We start from the raw sequence: 19,178 nt of genomic DNA on the forward strand, positions 1-19,178 counted from the left end.
CTCGAGATCATGACCGGTCCTTGGGCAGGTGGCGCTGGGCCGGCTCGGTCAGGAGCCGCCTGCGGCGCCACAGGGCCACCGGCACCACGCCGACGAGGGCGAGGCCCTCGGGGGCGACCGTGAGGGTGGCCGCCGCGGAGGACTGGTCGTTCAGGCCGTCCTGGTCGAAGGTGTCCGGGACGGGCAGCGTGCCCCAGCGGTTGATGGGCCAGGCCTTGACGATGGCGCGTCCGACGACGTCGCCGACGGGAACCATGCCGTGGTGCTCGTCCGACTGGTTGTAACGCGAGTCGCGGGAGTTCTGGCGGTGGTCGCCCATGACCCAGACGGAGCCCTTGGGCACCTTCACCTTGAACTGGCCGCCCTGGTCGTCGACCGTGCACGGGGTGTTGCCCGGGTAGATGTACGAGTCCTCGCTCAGGGCCTTGCCGTTCACCCGCACCGGGCCGGTGCCCTTGCACTCGACGGTGTCGCCGCCGACGCCGATGACCCGCTTGATGAGGTCCTTCTCCTGCGCGGACGGCATCAGGCCGATCCAGCTGAGGAACGTCTGCAGGGCGTTCGGGTCGGGGGTCGGTTCGCCCGCCAGCCACTGGTCGGGGTCGTGGAACACGATGACCTCGCCGCGCTCCGGCTCGGAGCCGAACCACGGGGTCAGCTTGTCGACGAGCACGCGGTCGCCCTGCTGGAGGGTGTTCTGCATCGAGTCCGAGGGGATCGAGAACGCCTGCACCAGGAACGTCTTGATCAGCAGCGCCAGCACGAGCGCGATACCGATCAGGATGGGCAGTTCCTTCCAGAACGAGCGTGGCTTCTTCTGCCGGGGCCCGGCGTCGCCCGGCCCCTCGCCACCGCCCTGGGTCAAGTCCTCCACCGGCCTGCCGTCCTCGGTCGCTCCGGAGTCACTCCCGGAGGTCACGGCGCTGTCCGCGGCAGGGACGGCAGCTCCCGCGGGGCTTCCGCGGTGCTCCTCGCCATCGTGTCCGGACCGTGCGCCAACCGCCACATCCCCCACGCCAACTCCTTACTCTGTGCCGCCGCCTGCCCCATACACGGCGCAGGCCCACCACTCCCATAACGAGCGGGAGTTCCGCAGGGCTCGGGAGCTGGATCGTTCCGTTCGAATCGTCCGGGACAACCCTATGCGACAGCCGGGCAGCGGCGGTCGACCCCGCCACCGAGTCGGACACGGAAGCGTAGGTCTTCGGTTCGTCGAGGCTGGTCATGTGGTTGAAGGGCCAGGCGATCACCATGGCCCGCCCCACCACCTCGTCCTCGGAGACCGTGCCCCCGTCGGTGTCCTGGTGGAAACGGGAGTCCGCGGAGTTGGCCCGGTGGTCACCCATCACCCACAGCCGCCCCGGCGGCACGGTGATGTCGAACGGCGTGTCGGACGGAGCGTTCCCGGGATACAGGTAGTCCTCGCTCAGGGGGATGCCGTTGACGGTGACCCTCCCCTGCGCGTCGCAGCACTGCACGCGGTCCCCGCCGACCCCGACGACCCGCTTGATGAGGTCCTTCTCGTTGTCGGAGGGCAGCAGGCCGATGAAGGTCAGCGCCTCCTTGGCCTGCTTGATGACGACCGGGTCGTTCTTCTTCGTGGTCGTCTGCTCGTCCTTCAGCCAGCCGCCGGGGTCCTTGAACACGACGACGTCCCCGCGCTGCGGCTTGGAGCCGAACCACGGGGTGAACTTGTCGACCAGGACGCGGTCGCCGATCTGGATCGTCTGCTCCATGGAGCCCGACGGGATCACGAACGCCTGGACGAGGAAGGTCTTCAGCACCAGCGCTATGAGCACCGCGACGCCGACCAGCAGCGGTATCTCCTTGACCGCCGAGCGCCGGCGGCGCCGCTTGACCTTGCGCTGGAGCTTGCGCCGCTCGGCGCGGCTGCGACCGGCCGACGGAGCGGGTCCGGCCCGTCGGGAGCCGGTGGGCAGAAGACTGTCGGCGGGGCTGATGCTCGCGCCGCGTGGTTTGCCGCGGTTACCCATGGGCGCCCTCCGCGGCGGGCACGCGCGCGTAGGCGACGGGCCGTTCCAGACGGGAGAAGTGGTCGAAGGGCCAGGAGATCCAGTCGGCGCGCCCGATGACCTCGCCGACGGGGATCATGCCACCACCGGGTGACCCCAGGTGGTCACGGGAGTCGCTGGAGTCGCCGCGATGGTCGCCGAGGACGAACAGGGTGCCGTCGGGCACGACGACGTCGAAGGGCACCGAGGACGGGCTGTCGCCGGGGTACAGGAACCCCGACTCGTCGACCGACCGGCCGTTCACCTGGATCCTCCCCTCCTTGTCACAGCAGACCACATGGTCTCCCCCCACACCGACAACGCGCTTGATGTAGTCGGCGTCCCCGAAATACCCAGTGCCGTCGAACACAACCACGTCGCCCCGCAGCGGCTCGGCTCCGAAACGGTACGCCAACTTATTTACGAGAACGCGGTCCCCGATCCTCAATCCCTGTTCCATGGATCCGCTCGGAATCTGGAACGGTTGCACCACGAACCTGTTGAGGACGAGCAAAAACAGCAGGCAGACGAGCAGGGTCAGGGTGATCCGTCCACCGGGAAGCCAGTCGGTGATCCGCGACACCAACGAGAAACGCGACCGTCCCTCCTGCCCCCCTGTGTCCGAGATCGTCTCGGAATCGGAGGGGCTGGAGGAGCGGTCGCGCTCCGTCGGCTGTGCTTCGGTGTCCATCGGGGCCAGATGTTATCCGGCCCTTCTGTGAACCCCGGGAAGCGCTCAGTTCTCGCGCTTCTCCTTGATCTTCGCGGCCTTGCCGCGCAGCTCGCGCAGGTAGTACAGCTTGGCGCGACGCACGTCACCGCGGGTGACGAGCTCGATCTTCTCGACGATCGGGGTGTGCACCGGGAACGTGCGCTCGACGCCGACGGAGAACGAGACCTTGCGGACCGTGAAGGTCTCGCGGACACCGGCGCCCTGGCGGCGGATCACAACGCCCTTGAACTGCTGCACACGGGAGCGGTTGCCCTCGATGACGCGGACGTGGACGTTGACGGTGTCACCCGGGCGGAAGGCCGGGATGTCGCTGCGCAGCGACGCGGAGTCGACGGTGTCGAGCAGGTGAGACATTTCGTCTGCTTTCCTCGCTGATGCCACAGGTCATCAACGGAACTAGAGGTTCTTGGATGAGAGTCGTACGCGTCGGGGCGGGCGTCGTGTCCCCCTGTGGCAGGGGCGCACGCCGGACGGCGCACAACAGCGGCCTATTCTTCCACGCCCGGTGTCCTGCGCCAAAATCGGCCGTGGGGCTCGCCCTGCGGGTCCGGTTCCCAGCCCAGGATGGAGAGCATCTCGCGGTCCTTCTTGTCGAAGGCCTTGGGGTCACAACGCTCGATCAGGTCGGGCCTGTTGGCCGTCGTACGCCGTAGTGCCTCGTCGCGGCGCCAGCGCGCGATCTTCCCGTGGTGGCCACTGAGCAGCACTTCCGGGATCTCTCGGCCGCGCCACTCGGGCGGCTTGGTGTGGACGGGCCCCTCCAGGAGGTTGGCCATGGCGCCGGGCGCGAAGGAGTCGTCGCGATGGGACTCGGCGTTGCCGAGGACGCCGGGCAGGAGGCGCGCCACCGCCTCGGTGACCACGAGGACGGCCGCCTCGCCGCCGGCGAGGACGTAGTCGCCGATGGACACCTCGTAGACGGGCACACGGGTCGCGTACTCGTCGACGACGCGGCGGTCGATGCCCTCGTAGCGGGCCGGCGTGAAGATCAGCCAGGGGCGCTCGGAGAGCTCGACGGCGAGTTCCTGGGTGAAGGGCCGGCCACTGGGGGTGGGGACGATCAGCGCGGGCGCGCGGGAGCCCGTCTCGTAGCCGTCGGCGAGGACGGAGTCCAGGGCGTCGCCCCAGGGGTCCGGCTTCATGACCATGCCGGGCCCGCCGCCGTAGGGCGTGTCGTCGACCGTGTTGTGCCGGTCGTACGTCCAGGAGCGCAGATCGTGCACATGGACGTTCAGCTGTCCACGCGCGCGGGCCTTGCCCACCAGGGAGACGTTCAGGGGTTCCAGGTACTCGGGGAAGATCGTGACGACGTCGAGGCGCATCAGGATTCTTCTTCCCGGGACGAGGCGATCTCGGCGCGGTCGTCGATCAGGCCAGGCGGCGGCGTGATGACGGCTCGCTGTTCCTCCAGGTCGATCTCGGTGACGATCTCCTCGACGAACGGGATCATGACCTCGGTGCCGTCGGGCCGCTCCACGATGAACAGGTCCTGTGAGGGCAGGTGCGAGATCTCGGTGATCCGGCCGACCTCCACGCCGTCCGAGGTCACCACGTCGAGGTCCATGAGCTGGTGGTCGTAGAACTCGTCCTCGTCCTCGGGCAGCTCGTTCGGGTCGACCTCGGCGATCAGGAGGATGTTGCGCAGCGCCTCGGCGGCGGTGCGGTCCCCGACGCCCTCGAAGCGCAGCAGGAGGCGGCCACTGTGGACGCGGCCCGTCTCGATGGTGAGCGGACCGACCGAGGCCGGGTCGGTGGCCAGGACGGCGCCCGGCGCCAGCCGCAGCTCGGGCTCGTCGGTACGTACCTCGACGGTGACCTCGCCCTTGATGCCGTGGGCGCGGCCGATCCGCGCGACTACCAGCTGCACGTGTTCAGATCTCCTGTCGTACGACTACGGGCCGGGGACGGCCCTCAGGCCCTCCCCGGCCCGAGCCGGTTGCGATAAGCGTCAGCGGACGTGGTCCACATCGACGAGGTCGACGCGGACACCGCGGCCACCGATGGCGCCCACGACGGTGCGCAGGGCGCGTGCGGTGCGGCCGTTGCGGCCGATCACCTTGCCGAGGTCGTCCGGGTGGACCCGGACCTCGAGCACACGCCCGCGACGCAGGTTGCGCGAGGCGACCTGCACATCGTCAGGGTTGTCGACGATGCCCTTCACGAGGTGCTCGAGAGCCTCCTCGAGCATGCTCAGGCCTCGGTCGACTCGGACTCAGCCGCAGCCTCGTCCTTCTTCTCAGCCTTCTTCTTCTGGGTGATCGCCTCACCCTTGCCCTCGTCGTCGCCGCCGAGGGACTCGAACGACACGCGCGAGGTCTTCGGCTCGGCGACGAGCAGCGGGGCCGGGGCGGGCTCGCCCTTGAACTTCTGCCAGTCGCCGGTCTTCTTCAGGATGGCGAGCACGGGCTCGGTCGGCTGGGCGCCGACGCCGAGCCAGTACGCGACGCGCTCGGCGTCCACCTCGATGACCGAGGGGTGGTACGTCGGGTGGTACTTGCCGATCTCCTCGATCGCACGGCCGTCACGACGGGTACGGGAGTCGGCGACGACGATGCGGTAGTGAGGCGAACGGATCTTGCCCAGACGCTTCAGCTTGATCTTGACTGCCACGGGAGTGGGTTCTCCTGGATTTGACGTGGTTGGGCACGGCGAGATGGCCGCGTGGGGTTGCGGTACCCGAATGCCCGATGGACGCGTCAGCCGGAGGAGAGAGGGGTCCTGTGCGGCTGTCGAGTACAGCTAGCCATTGTGCCATACCCCGCGGGTCGCCTTTGGCCGAGGGTGCGGTGAGCTGAGCTCGGGCATGGCTGAGAGGCACCCGGCGTCACGGTGACCGCACGTCGGATGCCCGACCCGGCGCCCGCGGGGTGCCGCTGCGCCCACCCTCCCCCAAGCTCTCGACAGGACAGCGCCACCCCACACCGCACACCGAACCGACAGCCACGAGATGCCGGTTCTCGCGTCGCGGCTACGCCGCGCCCATGACCTCCGGGATGCGGAACGGCTTGCCGCAACCGCCGCAGACGATGGGGGCCTGGGCCAGGACCGACGGGACGACGCGGACGTTGCGGCCGCAGTCGCAGACCGCCTTGACGCGGACGCCCCCGCCGGAGGAGCCGTGCCGGGCGGCGGGGCCGCGGAAGGCGCGGGTGGTCTCGGCGGAGGTGGCCGCGGTGTGGGCCTTCAGGGCACGCTGCAGGCGCTCGATCGTCGGCCGGTACCGGCGCTTCGCCTCGGGGTTGAGCGTGACCAGCGAGAAACCGCTGCTGGGATGCGGCTCCTCGGGATGGTCCAGCCCCAGCTCCTCGGCGATCGCGAGGAACCGGCGGTTGTGGTAGCGGCCGGCCCGGGACGTGTCGCGGACCCCGCGGGCGGCCGCGATGCCATGGACTGCCTCATGGAGCAGTCGTTCGAAGGAGAGCTCGTGACCGCACGCGGACGACGACTCCCCGATCAGGGACTCTGGCGCGGCGAGATCCGGCAGCTCGGGGTGGTACCGCTGAATGTCGGCCCACGCCTGCGCCAGTTCTGCGGCGAGAACAGGTGGTGTCTGTGTCGTGCTCACGTAATGACAACGAGCCGGGGTGCCCCAGTGTTCCGATTCCGGGGCATCCCAAATAATTTGCACGTACCCGTCAGTTGCGAATGATGCGCCACGACGAGGGCGGGTGCGCCGATCTGCGGAGAAGCCTCACAGCTCATACCAAGCTGGTGCGTAGTTCGCCCTACGCCCACCGTCTAGGCATGTGAGGTCCGCGGGCGCACAAGGAGCGTTTCGGCCGCTCTCCCGCCGCCGGGGCTCCCCTCAGTAAGCGCGCGCGACGATCGCGACGTTACCCGGTGCGTCACCGTCCTCCGGCACCGACCCGTCCTCGGCGACCAGACACCGTACGGTCACCGCGTGGTCGGCCAGCTTGGCCTCGCCCTCCTCGCCGAGGGTGGCCCACGGGATGCGCGCCCAGTTGCCGGCCGTGGCGGCCTCGACCGCCTCGTCGATCGAGGTCACCTCCACCGTGCGGGACTCGCGGCGCTCCCGGGCCTGCCTCAGCAGCAGCGCCTGGTCCTCCTCGAGGACCGTGGGCAGCAGTTCGGCCAGCGCGTCCAGGGAGACCGGCTCCTTGCCGCCGGGGATACGGCGGGCCAGCATCGCGGTGCCGTTCTCCAGGTCGCGTGGGCCGATCTCGATGCGGACGGGCACGCCCTTGAGCTCCCAGTCGACAGCGCGGCGGCCGAAGGGGGTGTCGGTGCGGTCGTCGACCTGGACACGGATGCCGGCCGCCTTGAGCCGGTCGCCGATCTCACGGACCTTGGCCAGAACCGCCTCGTCGCCCTTGATCGCGAGGACGACGGCCTGGATCTGGGCCAGGCGCGGCGGGACACGCAGCCCGTTGTCGTCGCCGTGCATCATCACCAGGGCGCCGATCATGCGGGTGGTGGAGCCCCAGGAGGTCTGCCAGACCAGTTCCTGGGCGCCGTCCTTCGACAGGTACGAGGTGTTGAACGCCTTGGCGAAGTTCTGCCCCAGCTCGTGGCTGGTGGCCATCTGCAGCGCCTTGCCGTCGCCCATCATCCCTTCGAGGGTGAGGGTGTTGATGGCGCCGGCGAACCTCTCCTTGACGGTCTTGCGGCCGGGCACGACGTCCATCGCGAGGACGTTCACCATGAAGTCCTCGTAGACCTCGCGGTGGATGTGCGAGGCGAAGTCGCGGGCGTCCTCGTAGGTGGCGTGCGCGGTGTGCCCCTCCTGCCAGAGGAACTCGGTGGTGCGCAGGAAGAGCCGGGGCCGCAGCTCCCAGCGGACCACGTTCGCCCACTGATTGATCAGCAGGGGCAGATCGCGGTAGCTCTGCACCCACTTCGAGAAGTAGTCGTTGATGATCATCTCGGAGGTGGGGCGGACGACCGCCGGCTCCTCCAACTCCTTGCCGCCGCCGTGCGTGACCACGGCGAGCTCGGGCGCGAAGCCCTCGACGTGGTCGGCCTCCCGCGTCAGGTACGACTGCGGGATCAAGAGGGGGAAGTACGCGTTCTGGGTGCCCGTCTCCTTGATCCGGGCGTCCATCTCGGCCTGCATGCGCTCCCACAGCCCGTACCCGTACGGTCGGATCACCATGGTGCCGCGCACCGGCCCGTTGTCGGCCAGCTCGGCCTTGTTGATCAAATCCTGATACCAGCGCGGGAAATCGTCCGCCCGCGGTGTGAGAACGGGTGCTTTGGCCATGACGAGATGGTACGGGCCCACGTTGCCGGGATGTGAATTCTCGCCACACGCACCAGTGAGCCCCAACCCGCGCTCCACAACCCCTGGACGCCGTCGCGAGCCGGGAGTTTCCTGGCATACGGGGGAAGTGCCAGCGCGCACCACGGGGGCCTCGGAAACGACGAGCACACACCCGGCAACTCTCGGCGGATTGGGGCGCTTTCATATGACACCTACGCTCGTGCGGCAGCATCTGCCTCACGCGGGAGCCGAATCCCGCGTGGACCCCGGTGCACGCGCGCGTGACTGGTCCGAGATTCAGGAGCGGATGCTGGTCCCGCTCCACGAGACCGTCTACGAGCGACTCCAAGTGGGCCCGGCCACCCGACTGCTCGGCCTCGGCTGCGGCTCCGGGCTCTCCCTGCTGATGGCGGCGTCCAGAGGCGCCGCCGTCACCGGTGTCGAATCCCGCTGCGCGGAGCGGCTGGCGCTCGCGCGGGAGCGGCTGCTGGTGGAGGCGTCGGGCACGCGCGCGCGTGCGGCCACCCGGCTCATCGACGGCGGGCCCGCGGACGCGGCCGACGCGGAGACACCCCCGTACAACCTGGTGACCGCCTTCGAGCCCATCGGGTGCCTCGCGGGCGACTCGGAGGGGCTGAGCGAGTTAATCACGGCGGCGGTACCGCTCACCGAGCGCGGGGCACCCGTGGTACTGGCCGGCTGGGGCCCGCCGGAGCGGTGCGCCACGTCGTCCGTGCTGCGGGTGGCCACCAGGCCGGCCGAACCGATGCGCACCACCGGCGGCTGGCGTCCCGCCCTGCGCGACGACCTGGAGGAGGTCGCCCAGCGCGCCGGTCTGCGGCCGGACGGCTCCGGACGGGTGTCCTGCCCCTTCGGCTACGCCGACCTCGACAGCGCGGTGCGCGGGCTGCTGTCGACGGGGCTGTTCGACGCGGCGATCTCCGCGACGGACCAGGAACAGGTCGACAAGGAACTGGTCGAAGCCCTGCACGCGCATCAGCGGCCGGACGGAACGGTGTGGATGCCGAACGTCTTCCGGTACCTGGTGGCCCGGACACCCTGATCCCGATCGGACCGGAAAGCACGGGGGCGCCCCTCTTGCGAGGAGCGCCCCCAGCGGCGTACGCGGTGACGAGACGGCGTGGGCGTCGGCCCGTATGCCGTGTCAGCCCATGAACTTCTTGAACTCGTCCGGCAGTTCGAAGTCCTGGCCGGCCTGCTGACCCGGCACCCCGAAGGCGTTGCCGCCCTGCGCGGCGGCGGCCCGGCGGGCGGCCTCCTCCTGCTCCTGCTGCTTGCGCTTCATCGGGTTGCCGGAGCGCTGCTTGCCCTTGGCCTTCTTCGGCTGCTTCTTGGTGCGGCCCGGGCCGCCGCCCATGCCCGGCATCCCCGGCATGCCCGGCATGCCGCCGCCCTGGGCCATGCGGGACATCATCTTGCGGGCCTCGAAGAACCGCTCGACGAGGTTCTTCACCGCGCTGACCTCGACGCCGGAGCCCTTGGCGATACGGGCACGGCGGGAGCCGTTGATGATCGTCGGCTCCTGGCGCTCGGCCGGGGTCATCGACTTGATGATCGCGGCCGTGCGGTCGACGTCCCGCTCGTCGAGGTTGTTGATCTGGTCCTTGATCTGCCCCATGCCCGGGAGCATGCCGAGCAGCTTGGAGATGGAGCCCATCTTCCTGACCTGCTCCATCTGCGCCAGGAAGTCGTCGAGGGTGAAGTCCTCACCCTTCTTGGACGCCAGCTTGGAGGCCATCTTCTCGGCCTCTTCCTGGCTGAACGTCTTCTCCGCCTGCTCGATCAGGGTGAGCAGGTCACCCATGTCGAGGATGCGGGAGGCCATCCGGTCCGGGTGGAAGGCGTCGAAGTCGTCGAGCTTCTCGCCGTTCGACGCGAACATGATCGGCTTGCCGGTGATCTGGCGGATCGACAGGGCCGCACCACCGCGGGCGTCACCGTCGAGCTTGGAGAGCACCACGCCGTCGAAGCCGACGCCGTCGCGGAAGGCCTCGGCCGTGTTGACGGCGTCCTGACCGATCATCGCGTCGACGACGAAGAGGATCTCGTCGGGGCTGACCGCGTCACGGATGTCCGCAGCCTGCCGCATCATGTCCTGGTCGATGCCCAGGCGGCCGGCGGTGTCCACGATCACGATGTCGTGGACCTTGCTCTTCGCGTGCTCGATGGAGTCCTTGGCGACCTTCACCGGGTCGCCCACGCCGTTGCCCGGCTCGGGCGCGAAGACGGCGACACCGGCGCGCTCGGCGACGACGCTCAGCTGGTTGACCGCGTTCGGGCGCTGGAGGTCGGCGGCGACGAGGAGGGGCGAGTGCCCCTGCTCCTTGAGCCACCGGCCGAGCTTGCCCGCGAGGGTGGTCTTACCGGCACCCTGCAGACCGGCCAGCATGATCACGGTCGGCGGCTGCTTGGCGAACCGCAGCCGCCGGGTCTCGCCGCCGAGGATCGTGACCAGCTCGTCGTTGACGATCTTCAGGACCTGCTGGGCCGGGTTGAGCGCCCGCGAGACCTCGGCGCCGAGCGCGCGTTCCTTGACGTTCTTGATGAAGGTGCGCACGACGGGCAGGGCGACGTCGGCTTCGAGGAGGGCGATGCGGATCTCACGCGCCGTGGCGTCGATGTCCGCCTCGCTCAGCCTGCCCTTGCCGCGCAGGTTCTTGAAGGTCGCTGAGAGGCGATCGGAGAGAGTGTCGAACACGGCGGCGTCGGTCCTCGGGGGTCGGGGGCGGTCTGAGCGTCTTCCAGACTATCTGGCCGCGCAAGACATTCGTCCCCGCCTGCCGCATCCGGCGGACGGGGACGAGCGCGCGGGGTCACGCGCGAAGCGTCTCCTCCAGCTTGCGTGCCAGCCCCGCCGCCTCCGCGCCCGGCAGCGGCGTGCCCTTCGGGCCGGTGACGTAGAAGGCGTCGACCGCGTTGGCACCCAGGGTGCTGACATGGGCGCTGCGGACGTGCACGGCCGCGTCCTCCAGGGCCCGGCCGATGCGGAAGAGCAGTCCGGGCGCGTCCTGGGCGCGGACCTCGATGACCGTGGCCAGGCGAGAGGCGGCGGAGGCGACCTTGACGCGGGCCGCGGGCGCCACGACGCCCCGGCGGCGCGGATAGGCCGCGTCGCGTTCGGCGAGGCGCCCCGCGATGTCCAAGGAGCCGTCCAGGGCGCGTACGAGATCGGCGCGCAGCCGGGCGGCCTGGGGCAGGGAGCCGTACTCGGCGGCGACCCGCCAGTTCAGCAGCAGGACGGAGCCCTCGTCGACGCCGTCGGGCAGGCCCAGGGTGCGCAGTTCCGCGGTGCGCACGGTGAGGCGGTGCATGGCGAGGACACCGGCGACCGCGGGCAGCACGCCCGGCTGGTCGGGTACGGCGATGAGCAGTTCCACGCCGAGCGGCTCGGGGTCGCCGGACGGTTCGACGTCGGCGGGCGGCTCGGTCTGCGCGCGCAGGGACAGCACCGGCCCGCCCGTGCGGTGCGCCTCGACGGCGAGCCGCTCCTGCTCGGCGGTGGGCGCGGCGGCCTCGGGCTCCTCGGGGTCGTCCCCGGCGAGCACCGCCGAGACCCGCTTGACCAGGTCGGCGACGAGCGAGCCCCGCCAGGACGACCAGGCGGCCGGGCCGGTGGCCAGCGCGTCCGCCTCGGTCAGCGCGTGCAGCAGCTCCAGCGTGCCCTGGGAGCCCACCGCGTCGGCCACGGAGCGGACGGTGGCCGGGTCCTCCAGGTCGCGCCGGGTGGCCGTCTCGATGAGCAGCAGGTGGTGGCGTACGAGGGAGGAGAGAACCGTCACGTCGGTGCGGTCGAAGCCGATGCGGGTGGCCACGTCCTTGGCGATGATCTCGCCCGCGACGGAGTGGTCGCCGGGCCAGCCCTTGCCGATGTCGTGCAGCAGCGCGGCGACCAGGAGCAGGTCGGGGCGGCTGACGCGGCGGGTGAACTCGGAGGCGCGCACGGCGGTCTCGATCAGGTGCCGGTCGACGGTCCAGAGGTGGACGGCGTTGCGCTGCGGGCGGCAGCGCACCCGCTCCCAGTCCGGCAGCATCCGGGTGATCAGGCCCTCGGCCTCCAGCGCCTCCCAGACGTCGATGGTGGGCTGCCCGGAGCCGAGCAGGGTGACGAGCTGTTCGCGCGCCTCGGCGGGCCACGGTGTGGGCAGGGGGCGGGTGGCGGCCGCCATGCGCCGTACGGCGTGCAGGGAGAGCGGCAGCCCGGCCTGCGCGGCGGCGGCCGCGGCGCGCAGCGGGAGCACGGGGTCGCGTTCAGGGCGTGCGGCGCGGGCGAGCACCACCTCGCCGTCCTGCTCGACGACGCCCTCCGCCAGCGGGGACCGCTCGGCTACCGGCTTCCCGCCGCCGCCCAGCATGGCGCGCAGCCGTGGCCGCACCGCGCGTGAGCGCAGCACGCGCCCCACTTCACGCCAGGTGACATCGCTGGCGTACGAGATGACGCGCGCGGCCTCGTACACCTGCCGCAGCAGAGTGTCGGCGTCGAGGAGTCCGAGTTCGGCGGCGACCTGGTCCTGCTCCTGGAGCGCGAGCCGGTCGGTCGCGCGCCCGGTGGTCAGGTGCAGGGCGTCGCGTACGTCGAGCAGCCGGCGCCGGGCGTCGGCAAGGCCTTCACGCGGGGCGTCGGCCAGCCAGGAGGCGGCGACGGCACGCAGCGCGGTGGCGTCGCGGAGTCCGCCCCGGGCCTCCTTGAGGTCCGGCTCCAGCAGGTACTGCAGCTCGCCCTGCCGTTCGGCACGCTCGGCGCACAGCTCCTGGAGTTCGGGCAGACGCTTGGGCGCCTGGTTGCGCCAGTCGGCGAGGACCGCGGTGCGCAGGCCGGCCGTGAGGCCGCGGTCGCCCGCGAGATGGCGGGCGTCGAGCAGGCCGAGCTGGACCTTGAGGTCCTCGCCGGCGGTCTTGCGGGCCTCCGCGGGGGTCCGCACGGAGTGGTCGAGCGCCAGCCCGAGGTCCCACACGGGGTACCAGAGGCGGTCGGCCAGGGCCGCGACGGCCTTGGGGTCCTGACCGTCGTGCAGCAGGAGCAGGTCGAGGTCGCTGCGCGGGGACAGCTCGCCCCGGCCGTAACCGCCGACGGCGACCAGGGAGGCGCCGTTCAGTTCCTCGGCGCCCGCCTCGAAGAGGCCGGTGAGCCATTCGTCGGTCAGTTCCGCGAGGGCCGCACGGCGCGGCGGCCCGGACCGCGCCTCCTCCTGGAGGAGGCGCAGCCGGGCCGCCGCGTAGCCGCTGGGTCCCGAGTCCTCTGCTTCCGTGCGCGTCTCCGTACTCGTCACCCAGCGACTCCTGCCTGTATTCAGGTGGTTCTCTTCTTACAGCGCGTCCGGACCGCGCTCGCCGGTGCGGACCCGGACGGCCGTCTCGACCGGCAGGGACCAGACCTTTCCGTCACCGATCTTGCCGGTGCGGGCGGCCTTGACGATGACCTCGATCAGCTGCTCGGCGTCGTCGTCCTCGGCCAGGACCTCGATGCGGATCTTGGGGACCAGGTCGACGGTGTACTCGGCACCGCGGTAGACCTCGGTGTGGCCCCTCTGACGACCGTAGCCGCTCGCCTCGGTGACCGTCAGGCCGTGGACGCCGAAGGCCTGGAGGGCCTCCTTGATCTCGTCGAGCCGGTGGGGCTTCACGACGGCGGTGATGAGCTTCATGCGTCCACCTTCTTGCTCGCGGCCGGGGCGGCCGGGGCGACGGCGGTCTTGACGGCGCCGCCGCCGGCGCCACTGAAGTCGTATGCGGTCTCGGCGTGCTCGGCCTGGTCGATGCCGGACACCTCCTCGTCCTCGGTGACGCGCATGCCGATCGTCTTGTCGAGGAGGAAGGCGAGGATCGCGGAGGCCACCAGCGAGTAGGCGAGGACCGCGAAGACACCGGCGCACTGCTTCCAGAACTGGGTCATGCCGCCGCCGTAGAAGAGGCCCGCGACGTCGGACTGGCCCTTGCCGCTGGCGAAGAAGCCGATCAGCAGGGAGCCGACGACACCGCCGACCATGTGCACGCCGACGACGTCCAGGGAGTCGTCGTAGCCGAACTTGTACTTCAGGCCGACGGCCATGGCGCACAGGACACCGGCGATGGCACCGATCGCGATCGCGCCGATCGGGGTGATCGCACCGCCGGACGGGGTGATGGCGACCAGACCGGCGACCGCGCCGGAGGCGGCACCGAGCGTGGTGAACGCGCCGTGGCGGATCTTCTCGTAGATGAGCCAGGCCAGCATGGCGGCGGCGGTGGCGATCTGGGTGTTGACGAACATCAGCGAGCCGACGCCGTCGTCGTTGCCGAGCCACGAGCCGGCGTTGAAGCCGAACCAGCCGAACCACAGCAGACCGGCACCGAGCATGACCAGCGGGAGGCTGTGCGGGCGCATCGGGTCCCGCTTGAAGCCGACGCGCTTGCCGATGACCAGGATCACGCCGAGTGCCGCGGCACCCGCGTTGATGTGGACCGCCGTACCACCGGCGAAGTCGATCACTCCGAGCTCGAAGGCCCAGCCGCCGGTGCCCCAGACCCAGTGGGCGACCGGGAAGTACACGATCGTCGCCCAGAGCACGACGAACAGCGACCAGGCGGAGAACTTCACGCGGTCGGCGATCGCGCCGCTTATGAGGGCGGGCGTGATGATGGCGAACATCATCTGGAAGACGGCGAAGGCGAAGACCGGGATCGTGTATCCGGACCAGATGTCGCCCTTGTCGATGCCGGTCCATCCGAAGAAGTCGGACTCCCAGCCGATGAGCGAGCCGTGGTCCGTACCGAACGCCATGGAGAAGCCGTACAGCACCCACAGGATGGTGACGATCCCCATGCTGATGAAGCTCATCATCAGCATGTTGAGGGTGCTCTTGACCCGGACCATGCCTCCGTAGAAGAAGGCGAGGCCCGGGGTCATGATCAGCACCAGGGCGGAACAGATGAGCATGAAACCTGTGTTGGCCACCGACAGCTTGTCTGCGGCGAGCGTGATGGCTGGTGCCATCGGCGTCTCCTCGTCGTTGGTACGGCCCCGTGCGGGCGAAGCCTGAGCGGATTGAGGGGTGGGCCGGTTATGCGCCATGAGATTGGCGCAGCGCGGTTTCGGTGGAAGCCCCTCGTTGTTTCGCCGCCGTGACGAAGGCGCCCTGCGTGTTACACGTCGATGAACTGCCGGATGTCCGGCGAGTGGATCGTTATCGTGGCGCAACCTTCACTCGAAGGAAGAAAACCGGCCGCGGTCGGCCTTCCGATGACCTGGCACGGGGGAGCCGAGTCGGGCAGTTCGGGAAGGCCGGCCACGGCCGGGGCTCAGCGGGCTTCAGACGGCTTCGGCCGCCTCGGGCAACTCGGTCGCGAGCCGCTCCGTGAGGTCCGTGATCTCGGTGAGGTCCCCGAAGTCGCGTACAGCCGTGTCCACTGTCTTCCGGATCCGTGTGTTGACGCGTTCGGAGCGCACCTTCTTGGCGATCTGCATGGCCTGCACGGCAGGTACCGTGCCCTGCTCGGGCTCGCGCTGGAGCAGGTGGACCGTGGCCATACCGATCAGGTTCAGCGCGTACGACCGCTGGTGCTCCTTGTCGTCGGCGAACAGCTCGACGGCCCGCCGCATCAAGGGCTCGGCCAGCGAGGCGTAGGTGGGGCTGCGGCCCGCGACATAGGCGAGGTCGCGGAAGGAGTGGCTGTTCTCGCCGTGCAGCTCGGCCTCGGAGAAGAAGCGGATCCAGTCGGGGTCCGGCTCGTCCCAGTCGTCGGCGTCGGCGAAGGAGTCCTCGGCCATCCGCACGGCCCGCTTGCACCGGCCGGGCTGTCCCATGTTGGCGTACGCGCGGGCCTCCATCGCATACAGCATGGCCTGGGTGCGCGGGCTCGCGCAGTCCCGGCTTCCGTACTGCGCGAGGTGGATCAGTTCCAGGGCGTCCTCGGGCCGCCCGAGGTGGATCATCTGGCGGCTCATGCTGGACAGGACGTAGGAACCGAGTGGCTTGTCCCCCGCTTCCTTGGCGGCGTGCAGGGCGAGGACGAAGTACTTCTGGGCGGTGGGCTGCAGGCCCACGTCGTAGCTCATCCAGCCGGCCAGTTCGGCGAGCTCGGCGGCGCACTTGAACAGCTTCTTCGTGGTGGCCTCGGGCTGAGGTTCCTGGAGGAGGTCGGTGACCTCGTGCAACTGGCCGACCACCGCCTTGCGGCGCAGGCCGCCGCCGCACTGGGCGTCCCACTGCCGGAACATCACGGTGGTGGACTCCAGCAGCTCCAGCTCGGGCTTGGAGAGCCGCCCGCGCGCGCGGCTGCTGGGGACCGGCTCGGGATCGGTGCGCGGGGCGGGCGGGGCGGGCACGAGCCAGCGCTGCATGGGTTCGATGAGGGACGGGCCCGCGGACAGGGTCAGCGAGCTCCCGAGGAAGCCGCGCCGCGCCAGCATCAGGTCGCTGCGCGAGAACTCGCCGAGCAGGGCCACTGTCTGCGGCCCCGTCCAGGGCAGGTCCACACCGGACACGGACGGTGACTGGCGGGCGGCGCGCAGGCCGAGGTCCTCGACGGATACGACACAGCCGAACCGCTCGGAGAACAGCTCGGACAGGATCTTCGGGATGGGCTCCCGAGGGTTCTCGCCGTCCAGCCAGCGGCGCACGCGCGAGGTGTCCGTGGAGATGTGGTTGGCCCCCAGCTGCCGGGCCCGGCGGTTGACCTGGCGCGCGAGCTCGCCCTTGGACCAGCCGCTGCGCACGAACCACGAGCCGAGAAGCTCGTTGGGGCGCTTGTCAGCGTTCGTGACGCTTCCGCCGTTGCCGCCCACTGGAACGCCCCCATCCCTGAGACCACTTGTCGCCGAGTGCGCCAAGCCCTATCAGAATGCCGCCAATCGACGCTCCCGTACGCCGGTTGCCACCCTTCGAACGGAAAGCCGACTTGCCTCCGGCATACTCATAGAGGCATGTGCCCCCGGGCCTCGTGCACTCAAAGTAATCCCGCGATCACGCGTCCAGCCACGGCGAACACGGAATCGCCACCATTCGCCACCCCTTCGAATGAACTAAGGGCCACCCAGGCGCGATTCACTTGACAGAGGACAGCCGAAAGCGAGCGGAACGATGCACTCAGGGGCGCGTGTTGACGCGCACGCCACCCTGCGCGCTTCCCGGCGCCGATTCGGCGGTGACCGAACACGGAAGTGAATAACGCAAAGTGACACTCCGGGTGCTTCTCGTAACCATCGGTGTGTCGGACCCGTTGGAGGGGGCATGGGCTTCACGATCGGCAGCAGTCGGGGGATCCGCGACCTCCGGTCCACCTCACGCCGTCGCGGCCGCTCGTCCGAGTGCACGGCCGTGGCCGAGTTCACCGGCCTGTGGGGCTGGGACGTCGTACCGGGCGCGCGGGCTGCCGCAGACGCCTGCTCCTGCGGCCGCTCCGGCTGCCGGGCACCGGGCGCGCATCCACTGGACTTCGCGCCGGAGATCCCCGCGGGAGCGACGCTGGACGAGGTGACCGACGCCTGGGGCGAGGTCCCCGGGGCCGCGGTCATGCTGCCGGTCGGGCGCGCGTTCGACGTGATCGAGCTGGCCGAGCCCGCCGGCCGCCGGGCGCTGGTCCGGCTGGAGCGCATGGGCCTCCCCCTCGGCCCGGTGACCGCGACCCCTGAGGGCCGCACCCACTTCTTCGTCGCCCCCGGCGCGGCGGCGGACCTGAAGGCGCTGCTCTACCGCATGGGCTGGGACGACCCCTCCTCCCTCGACCTGCGCGGCCTCGGCCCCGGTACGCACATCACGGCGCCCCCCTCCGACCGCGGCGGCCGCGGCCCGGTCCGCTGGCTGCGCCCGCCCGCGCTCGACTCGGCCACCAAGCTCCCGGCGGCCCGCCTGCTGCTGGGCACGCTGGCGTACGTGGCCCACCGGTCGCGCGCGTAACCCCGACCCCGTACACAGCGAAGCGCCCGCCCCCCGATGCGTCTCGGGGACGGGCGCTTCTTCGCCGGGACGGGTGTCTAGTCACCGATCAACGCGTCGATGAACGCCTCCGGCTCGAAGGGCGCCAGGTCGTCGGCGCCCTCGCCGAGTCCGATCAGCTTGACCGGCACTCCGAGCTCGCGCTGGACCGCGATGACGATGCCGCCCTTGGCCGTGCCGTCCAGCTTGGTCAGCACGATGCCGGTGATGTCGACGACCTCGGCGAACACCCGGGCCTGCACCAGACCGTTCTGTCCGGTGGTGGCGTCGAGGACCAGCAGCACCTCGTCGAGAGGGGCGTGCTTCTCGACGACGCGCTTGACCTTGCCGAGCTCGTCCATGAGGCCGGTCTTGGTGTGCAGCCGCCCGGCGGTGTCGATGAGGACGACGTCGAGCCCCATCTCCTTGCCCTCCTTGACCGCGTCGAAGGCGACGGAGGCTGGGTCACCGCCTTCGGGCCCGCGCACGGTGTGGGCGCCGACGCGCTCACCCCAGGTCTGGAGCTGGTCGGCGGCGGCGGCCCGGAAGGTGTCGGCGGCACCGAGGACGACGCTGCGGCCGTCGGCCACGAGCACGCGCGCGAGCTTGCCGGTGGTGGTGGTCTTGCCGGTGCCGTTGACGCCGACGACCATCACGATGCCCGGCTTGCGGTCCTCGGGCTCGGTCTTCACCGTGCGGTCGACGTCGGTGCCGACCAGCTTGACGAGCTCCTCGCGCAGCAGGCCGCGCAGTTCCTCGGGAGTGCGGGTGCCCAGCACCTTCACCCGCTCACGCAGCCGCTCCACCAGCTCCTGGGTGGGCTGCACGCCGACGTCGGCGGTGAGAAGGGTGTCCTCGATCTCCTCCCAGGTGTCCTCGTCGAGGTGCTCGCGCGAGAGCAGCGTGAGCAGACCCTTGCCGAGGGCGTTCTGGGAGCGGGACAGGCGGGCGCGCAGGCGCACCAGGCGTCCCTCGGTGGGCTCCGGGATCTCGATCTCGGGAACCTCGACGACGGGCGGCTCCTCGACTGCGACGCCGGTCGAGCCGCCGTCCGGGAGATCCACCTCCTCTATCGTGCGGCGCGGTTCGTCGCGCGGCGTCTCGGCCTCGTCGCCGACGTGCGGTTCGGCTGGAGGGGCGGTGATGTCGGGCGCGGCGGGCGGCGGCGGGGGCAGCGGCTTCTTGCGCCGGCTGCCGACGATGAGCCCGCCGATCGCACCGAGCACGACCACGGCGATGATTACAGCAAGGATGACGATGTCCATAACCCGTCCAGTATCAGCCATGGGTCCGCGACGGAC

The 19,178-nt window shown here is 70.3% G+C and carries 18 protein-coding genes; 2 read left to right on the top strand and 16 right to left on the bottom strand.

Annotation, left to right across the window (positions count from 1 at the left end; all coding sequences use genetic code 11):
* Positions 1-7: 7 nt before the first annotated feature.
* The 10 genes from lepB (IG99_RS25495) to proS all read right to left on the bottom strand — a co-directional run bounded on the left by lepB (IG99_RS25495) (position 8) and on the right by proS (position 7,966).
* Positions 8-1,015 (bottom strand): signal peptidase I, encoded by a 1,008-nt coding sequence (gene lepB / locus IG99_RS25495; protein ID WP_078947899.1) that lies wholly within the window; start codon positions 1,013-1,015, stop codon positions 8-10.
* Positions 903-1,994 carry a signal peptidase I gene (gene lepB / locus IG99_RS25500; RefSeq protein WP_037677549.1) on the bottom strand — a complete coding sequence of 364 codons (1,092 nt, stop codon included), beginning with the start codon at positions 1,992-1,994 and terminating at the stop codon, positions 903-905. Before lepB (IG99_RS25500) ends, lepB (IG99_RS25495) begins: the two co-directional genes overlap by 113 nt.
* Positions 1,987-2,703: a signal peptidase I gene (gene lepB, locus IG99_RS25505; RefSeq protein ID WP_037677550.1), complete on the bottom strand. Its 717-nt coding sequence runs from the start codon at positions 2,701-2,703 to the stop codon at positions 1,987-1,989. Before lepB (IG99_RS25505) ends, lepB (IG99_RS25500) begins: the two co-directional genes overlap by 8 nt.
* A gap of 45 nt (positions 2,704-2,748) precedes the next feature.
* Positions 2,749-3,099 carry a 50S ribosomal protein L19 gene (gene rplS / locus IG99_RS25510; RefSeq protein ID WP_037677552.1) on the bottom strand — a complete coding sequence of 117 codons (351 nt, stop codon included), beginning with the start codon at positions 3,097-3,099 and terminating at the stop codon, positions 2,749-2,751.
* A 134-nt stretch (positions 3,100-3,233) separates the two neighbouring features.
* Entirely contained in the window at positions 3,234-4,067 is an 834-nt protein-coding gene (trmD, locus tag IG99_RS25515) for a tRNA (guanosine(37)-N1)-methyltransferase TrmD (RefSeq protein ID WP_037677554.1), read from the bottom strand.
* Positions 4,067-4,612: a ribosome maturation factor RimM gene (gene rimM / locus IG99_RS25520; protein ID WP_037677555.1), complete on the bottom strand. Its 546-nt coding sequence runs from the start codon at positions 4,610-4,612 to the stop codon at positions 4,067-4,069. The genes trmD and rimM overlap by 1 nt, the downstream gene beginning before the upstream one ends.
* Before the next feature lie 81 nt (positions 4,613-4,693).
* Positions 4,694-4,933 (bottom strand): RNA-binding protein, encoded by a 240-nt coding sequence (locus IG99_RS25525; protein ID WP_003973401.1) that lies wholly within the window; start codon positions 4,931-4,933, stop codon positions 4,694-4,696.
* A 2-nt stretch (positions 4,934-4,935) separates the two neighbouring features.
* The gene (rpsP, locus tag IG99_RS25530; protein ID WP_037677557.1) at positions 4,936-5,355 is read right to left on the bottom strand and encodes a 30S ribosomal protein S16; all 420 of its coding nucleotides are present in this window, start codon (positions 5,353-5,355) and stop codon (positions 4,936-4,938) included.
* Between the two features lie 358 nt (positions 5,356-5,713).
* Complete coding sequence (locus IG99_RS25535; RefSeq protein WP_037677558.1) at positions 5,714-6,310, bottom strand: hypothetical protein; 597 nt, start codon at positions 6,308-6,310, stop codon at positions 5,714-5,716.
* A 240-nt stretch (positions 6,311-6,550) separates the two neighbouring features.
* A complete protein-coding gene (gene proS, locus IG99_RS25540; RefSeq protein WP_037677842.1) occupies positions 6,551-7,966 on the bottom strand; it encodes a proline--tRNA ligase in 1,416 nt (471 codons plus the stop codon).
* Between the two features lie 205 nt (positions 7,967-8,171).
* Between proS and IG99_RS25545 the strand changes: the two genes are divergently transcribed.
* A complete protein-coding gene (locus tag IG99_RS25545; RefSeq protein ID WP_078947900.1) occupies positions 8,172-9,029 on the top strand; it encodes an SAM-dependent methyltransferase in 858 nt (285 codons plus the stop codon).
* A 102-nt stretch (positions 9,030-9,131) separates the two neighbouring features.
* Here IG99_RS25545 and ffh read toward each other — a convergent pair whose 3' ends face one another.
* The 5 genes from ffh to nsdA form a co-directional block, all read right to left on the bottom strand.
* The gene (ffh, locus tag IG99_RS25550; RefSeq protein ID WP_037677562.1) at positions 9,132-10,685 is read right to left on the bottom strand and encodes a signal recognition particle protein; all 1,554 of its coding nucleotides are present in this window, start codon (positions 10,683-10,685) and stop codon (positions 9,132-9,134) included.
* A gap of 115 nt (positions 10,686-10,800) precedes the next feature.
* Positions 10,801-13,254 carry a [protein-PII] uridylyltransferase gene (locus tag IG99_RS25555; RefSeq protein ID WP_037677564.1) on the bottom strand — a complete coding sequence of 818 codons (2,454 nt, stop codon included), beginning with the start codon at positions 13,252-13,254 and terminating at the stop codon, positions 10,801-10,803.
* 36 nt (positions 13,255-13,290) lie between these two features.
* Positions 13,291-13,629: a P-II family nitrogen regulator gene (locus IG99_RS25560; RefSeq protein WP_030990174.1), complete on the bottom strand. Its 339-nt coding sequence runs from the start codon at positions 13,627-13,629 to the stop codon at positions 13,291-13,293.
* Entirely contained in the window at positions 13,626-14,957 is a 1,332-nt protein-coding gene (locus IG99_RS25565; RefSeq protein WP_037677569.1) for an ammonium transporter, read from the bottom strand. The genes IG99_RS25560 and IG99_RS25565 overlap by 4 nt, the downstream gene beginning before the upstream one ends.
* Before the next feature lie 315 nt (positions 14,958-15,272).
* Complete coding sequence (nsdA, locus tag IG99_RS25570) at positions 15,273-16,748, bottom strand: transcriptional repressor NsdA (protein ID WP_037677571.1); 1,476 nt, start codon at positions 16,746-16,748, stop codon at positions 15,273-15,275.
* A 445-nt stretch (positions 16,749-17,193) separates the two neighbouring features.
* On the opposite strand from nsdA, the gene IG99_RS25575 reads away from it, so the two are divergent.
* Positions 17,194-17,859: a bifunctional DNA primase/polymerase gene (locus IG99_RS25575; protein WP_037677573.1), complete on the top strand. Its 666-nt coding sequence runs from the start codon at positions 17,194-17,196 to the stop codon at positions 17,857-17,859.
* 77 nt (positions 17,860-17,936) lie between these two features.
* Here the strand turns inward: IG99_RS25575 and ftsY are convergent, their stop codons facing one another.
* Complete coding sequence (gene ftsY, locus IG99_RS25580; RefSeq protein ID WP_037677575.1) at positions 17,937-19,142, bottom strand: signal recognition particle-docking protein FtsY; 1,206 nt, start codon at positions 19,140-19,142, stop codon at positions 17,937-17,939.
* Between the last annotated feature and the right edge of the window lie 36 nt (positions 19,143-19,178).

The organism is Streptomyces griseus subsp. griseus (genome assembly GCF_000720255.1).
Taxonomy (GTDB): Bacteria; Actinomycetota; Actinomycetes; order Streptomycetales; family Streptomycetaceae; genus Streptomyces; species Streptomyces griseus_I.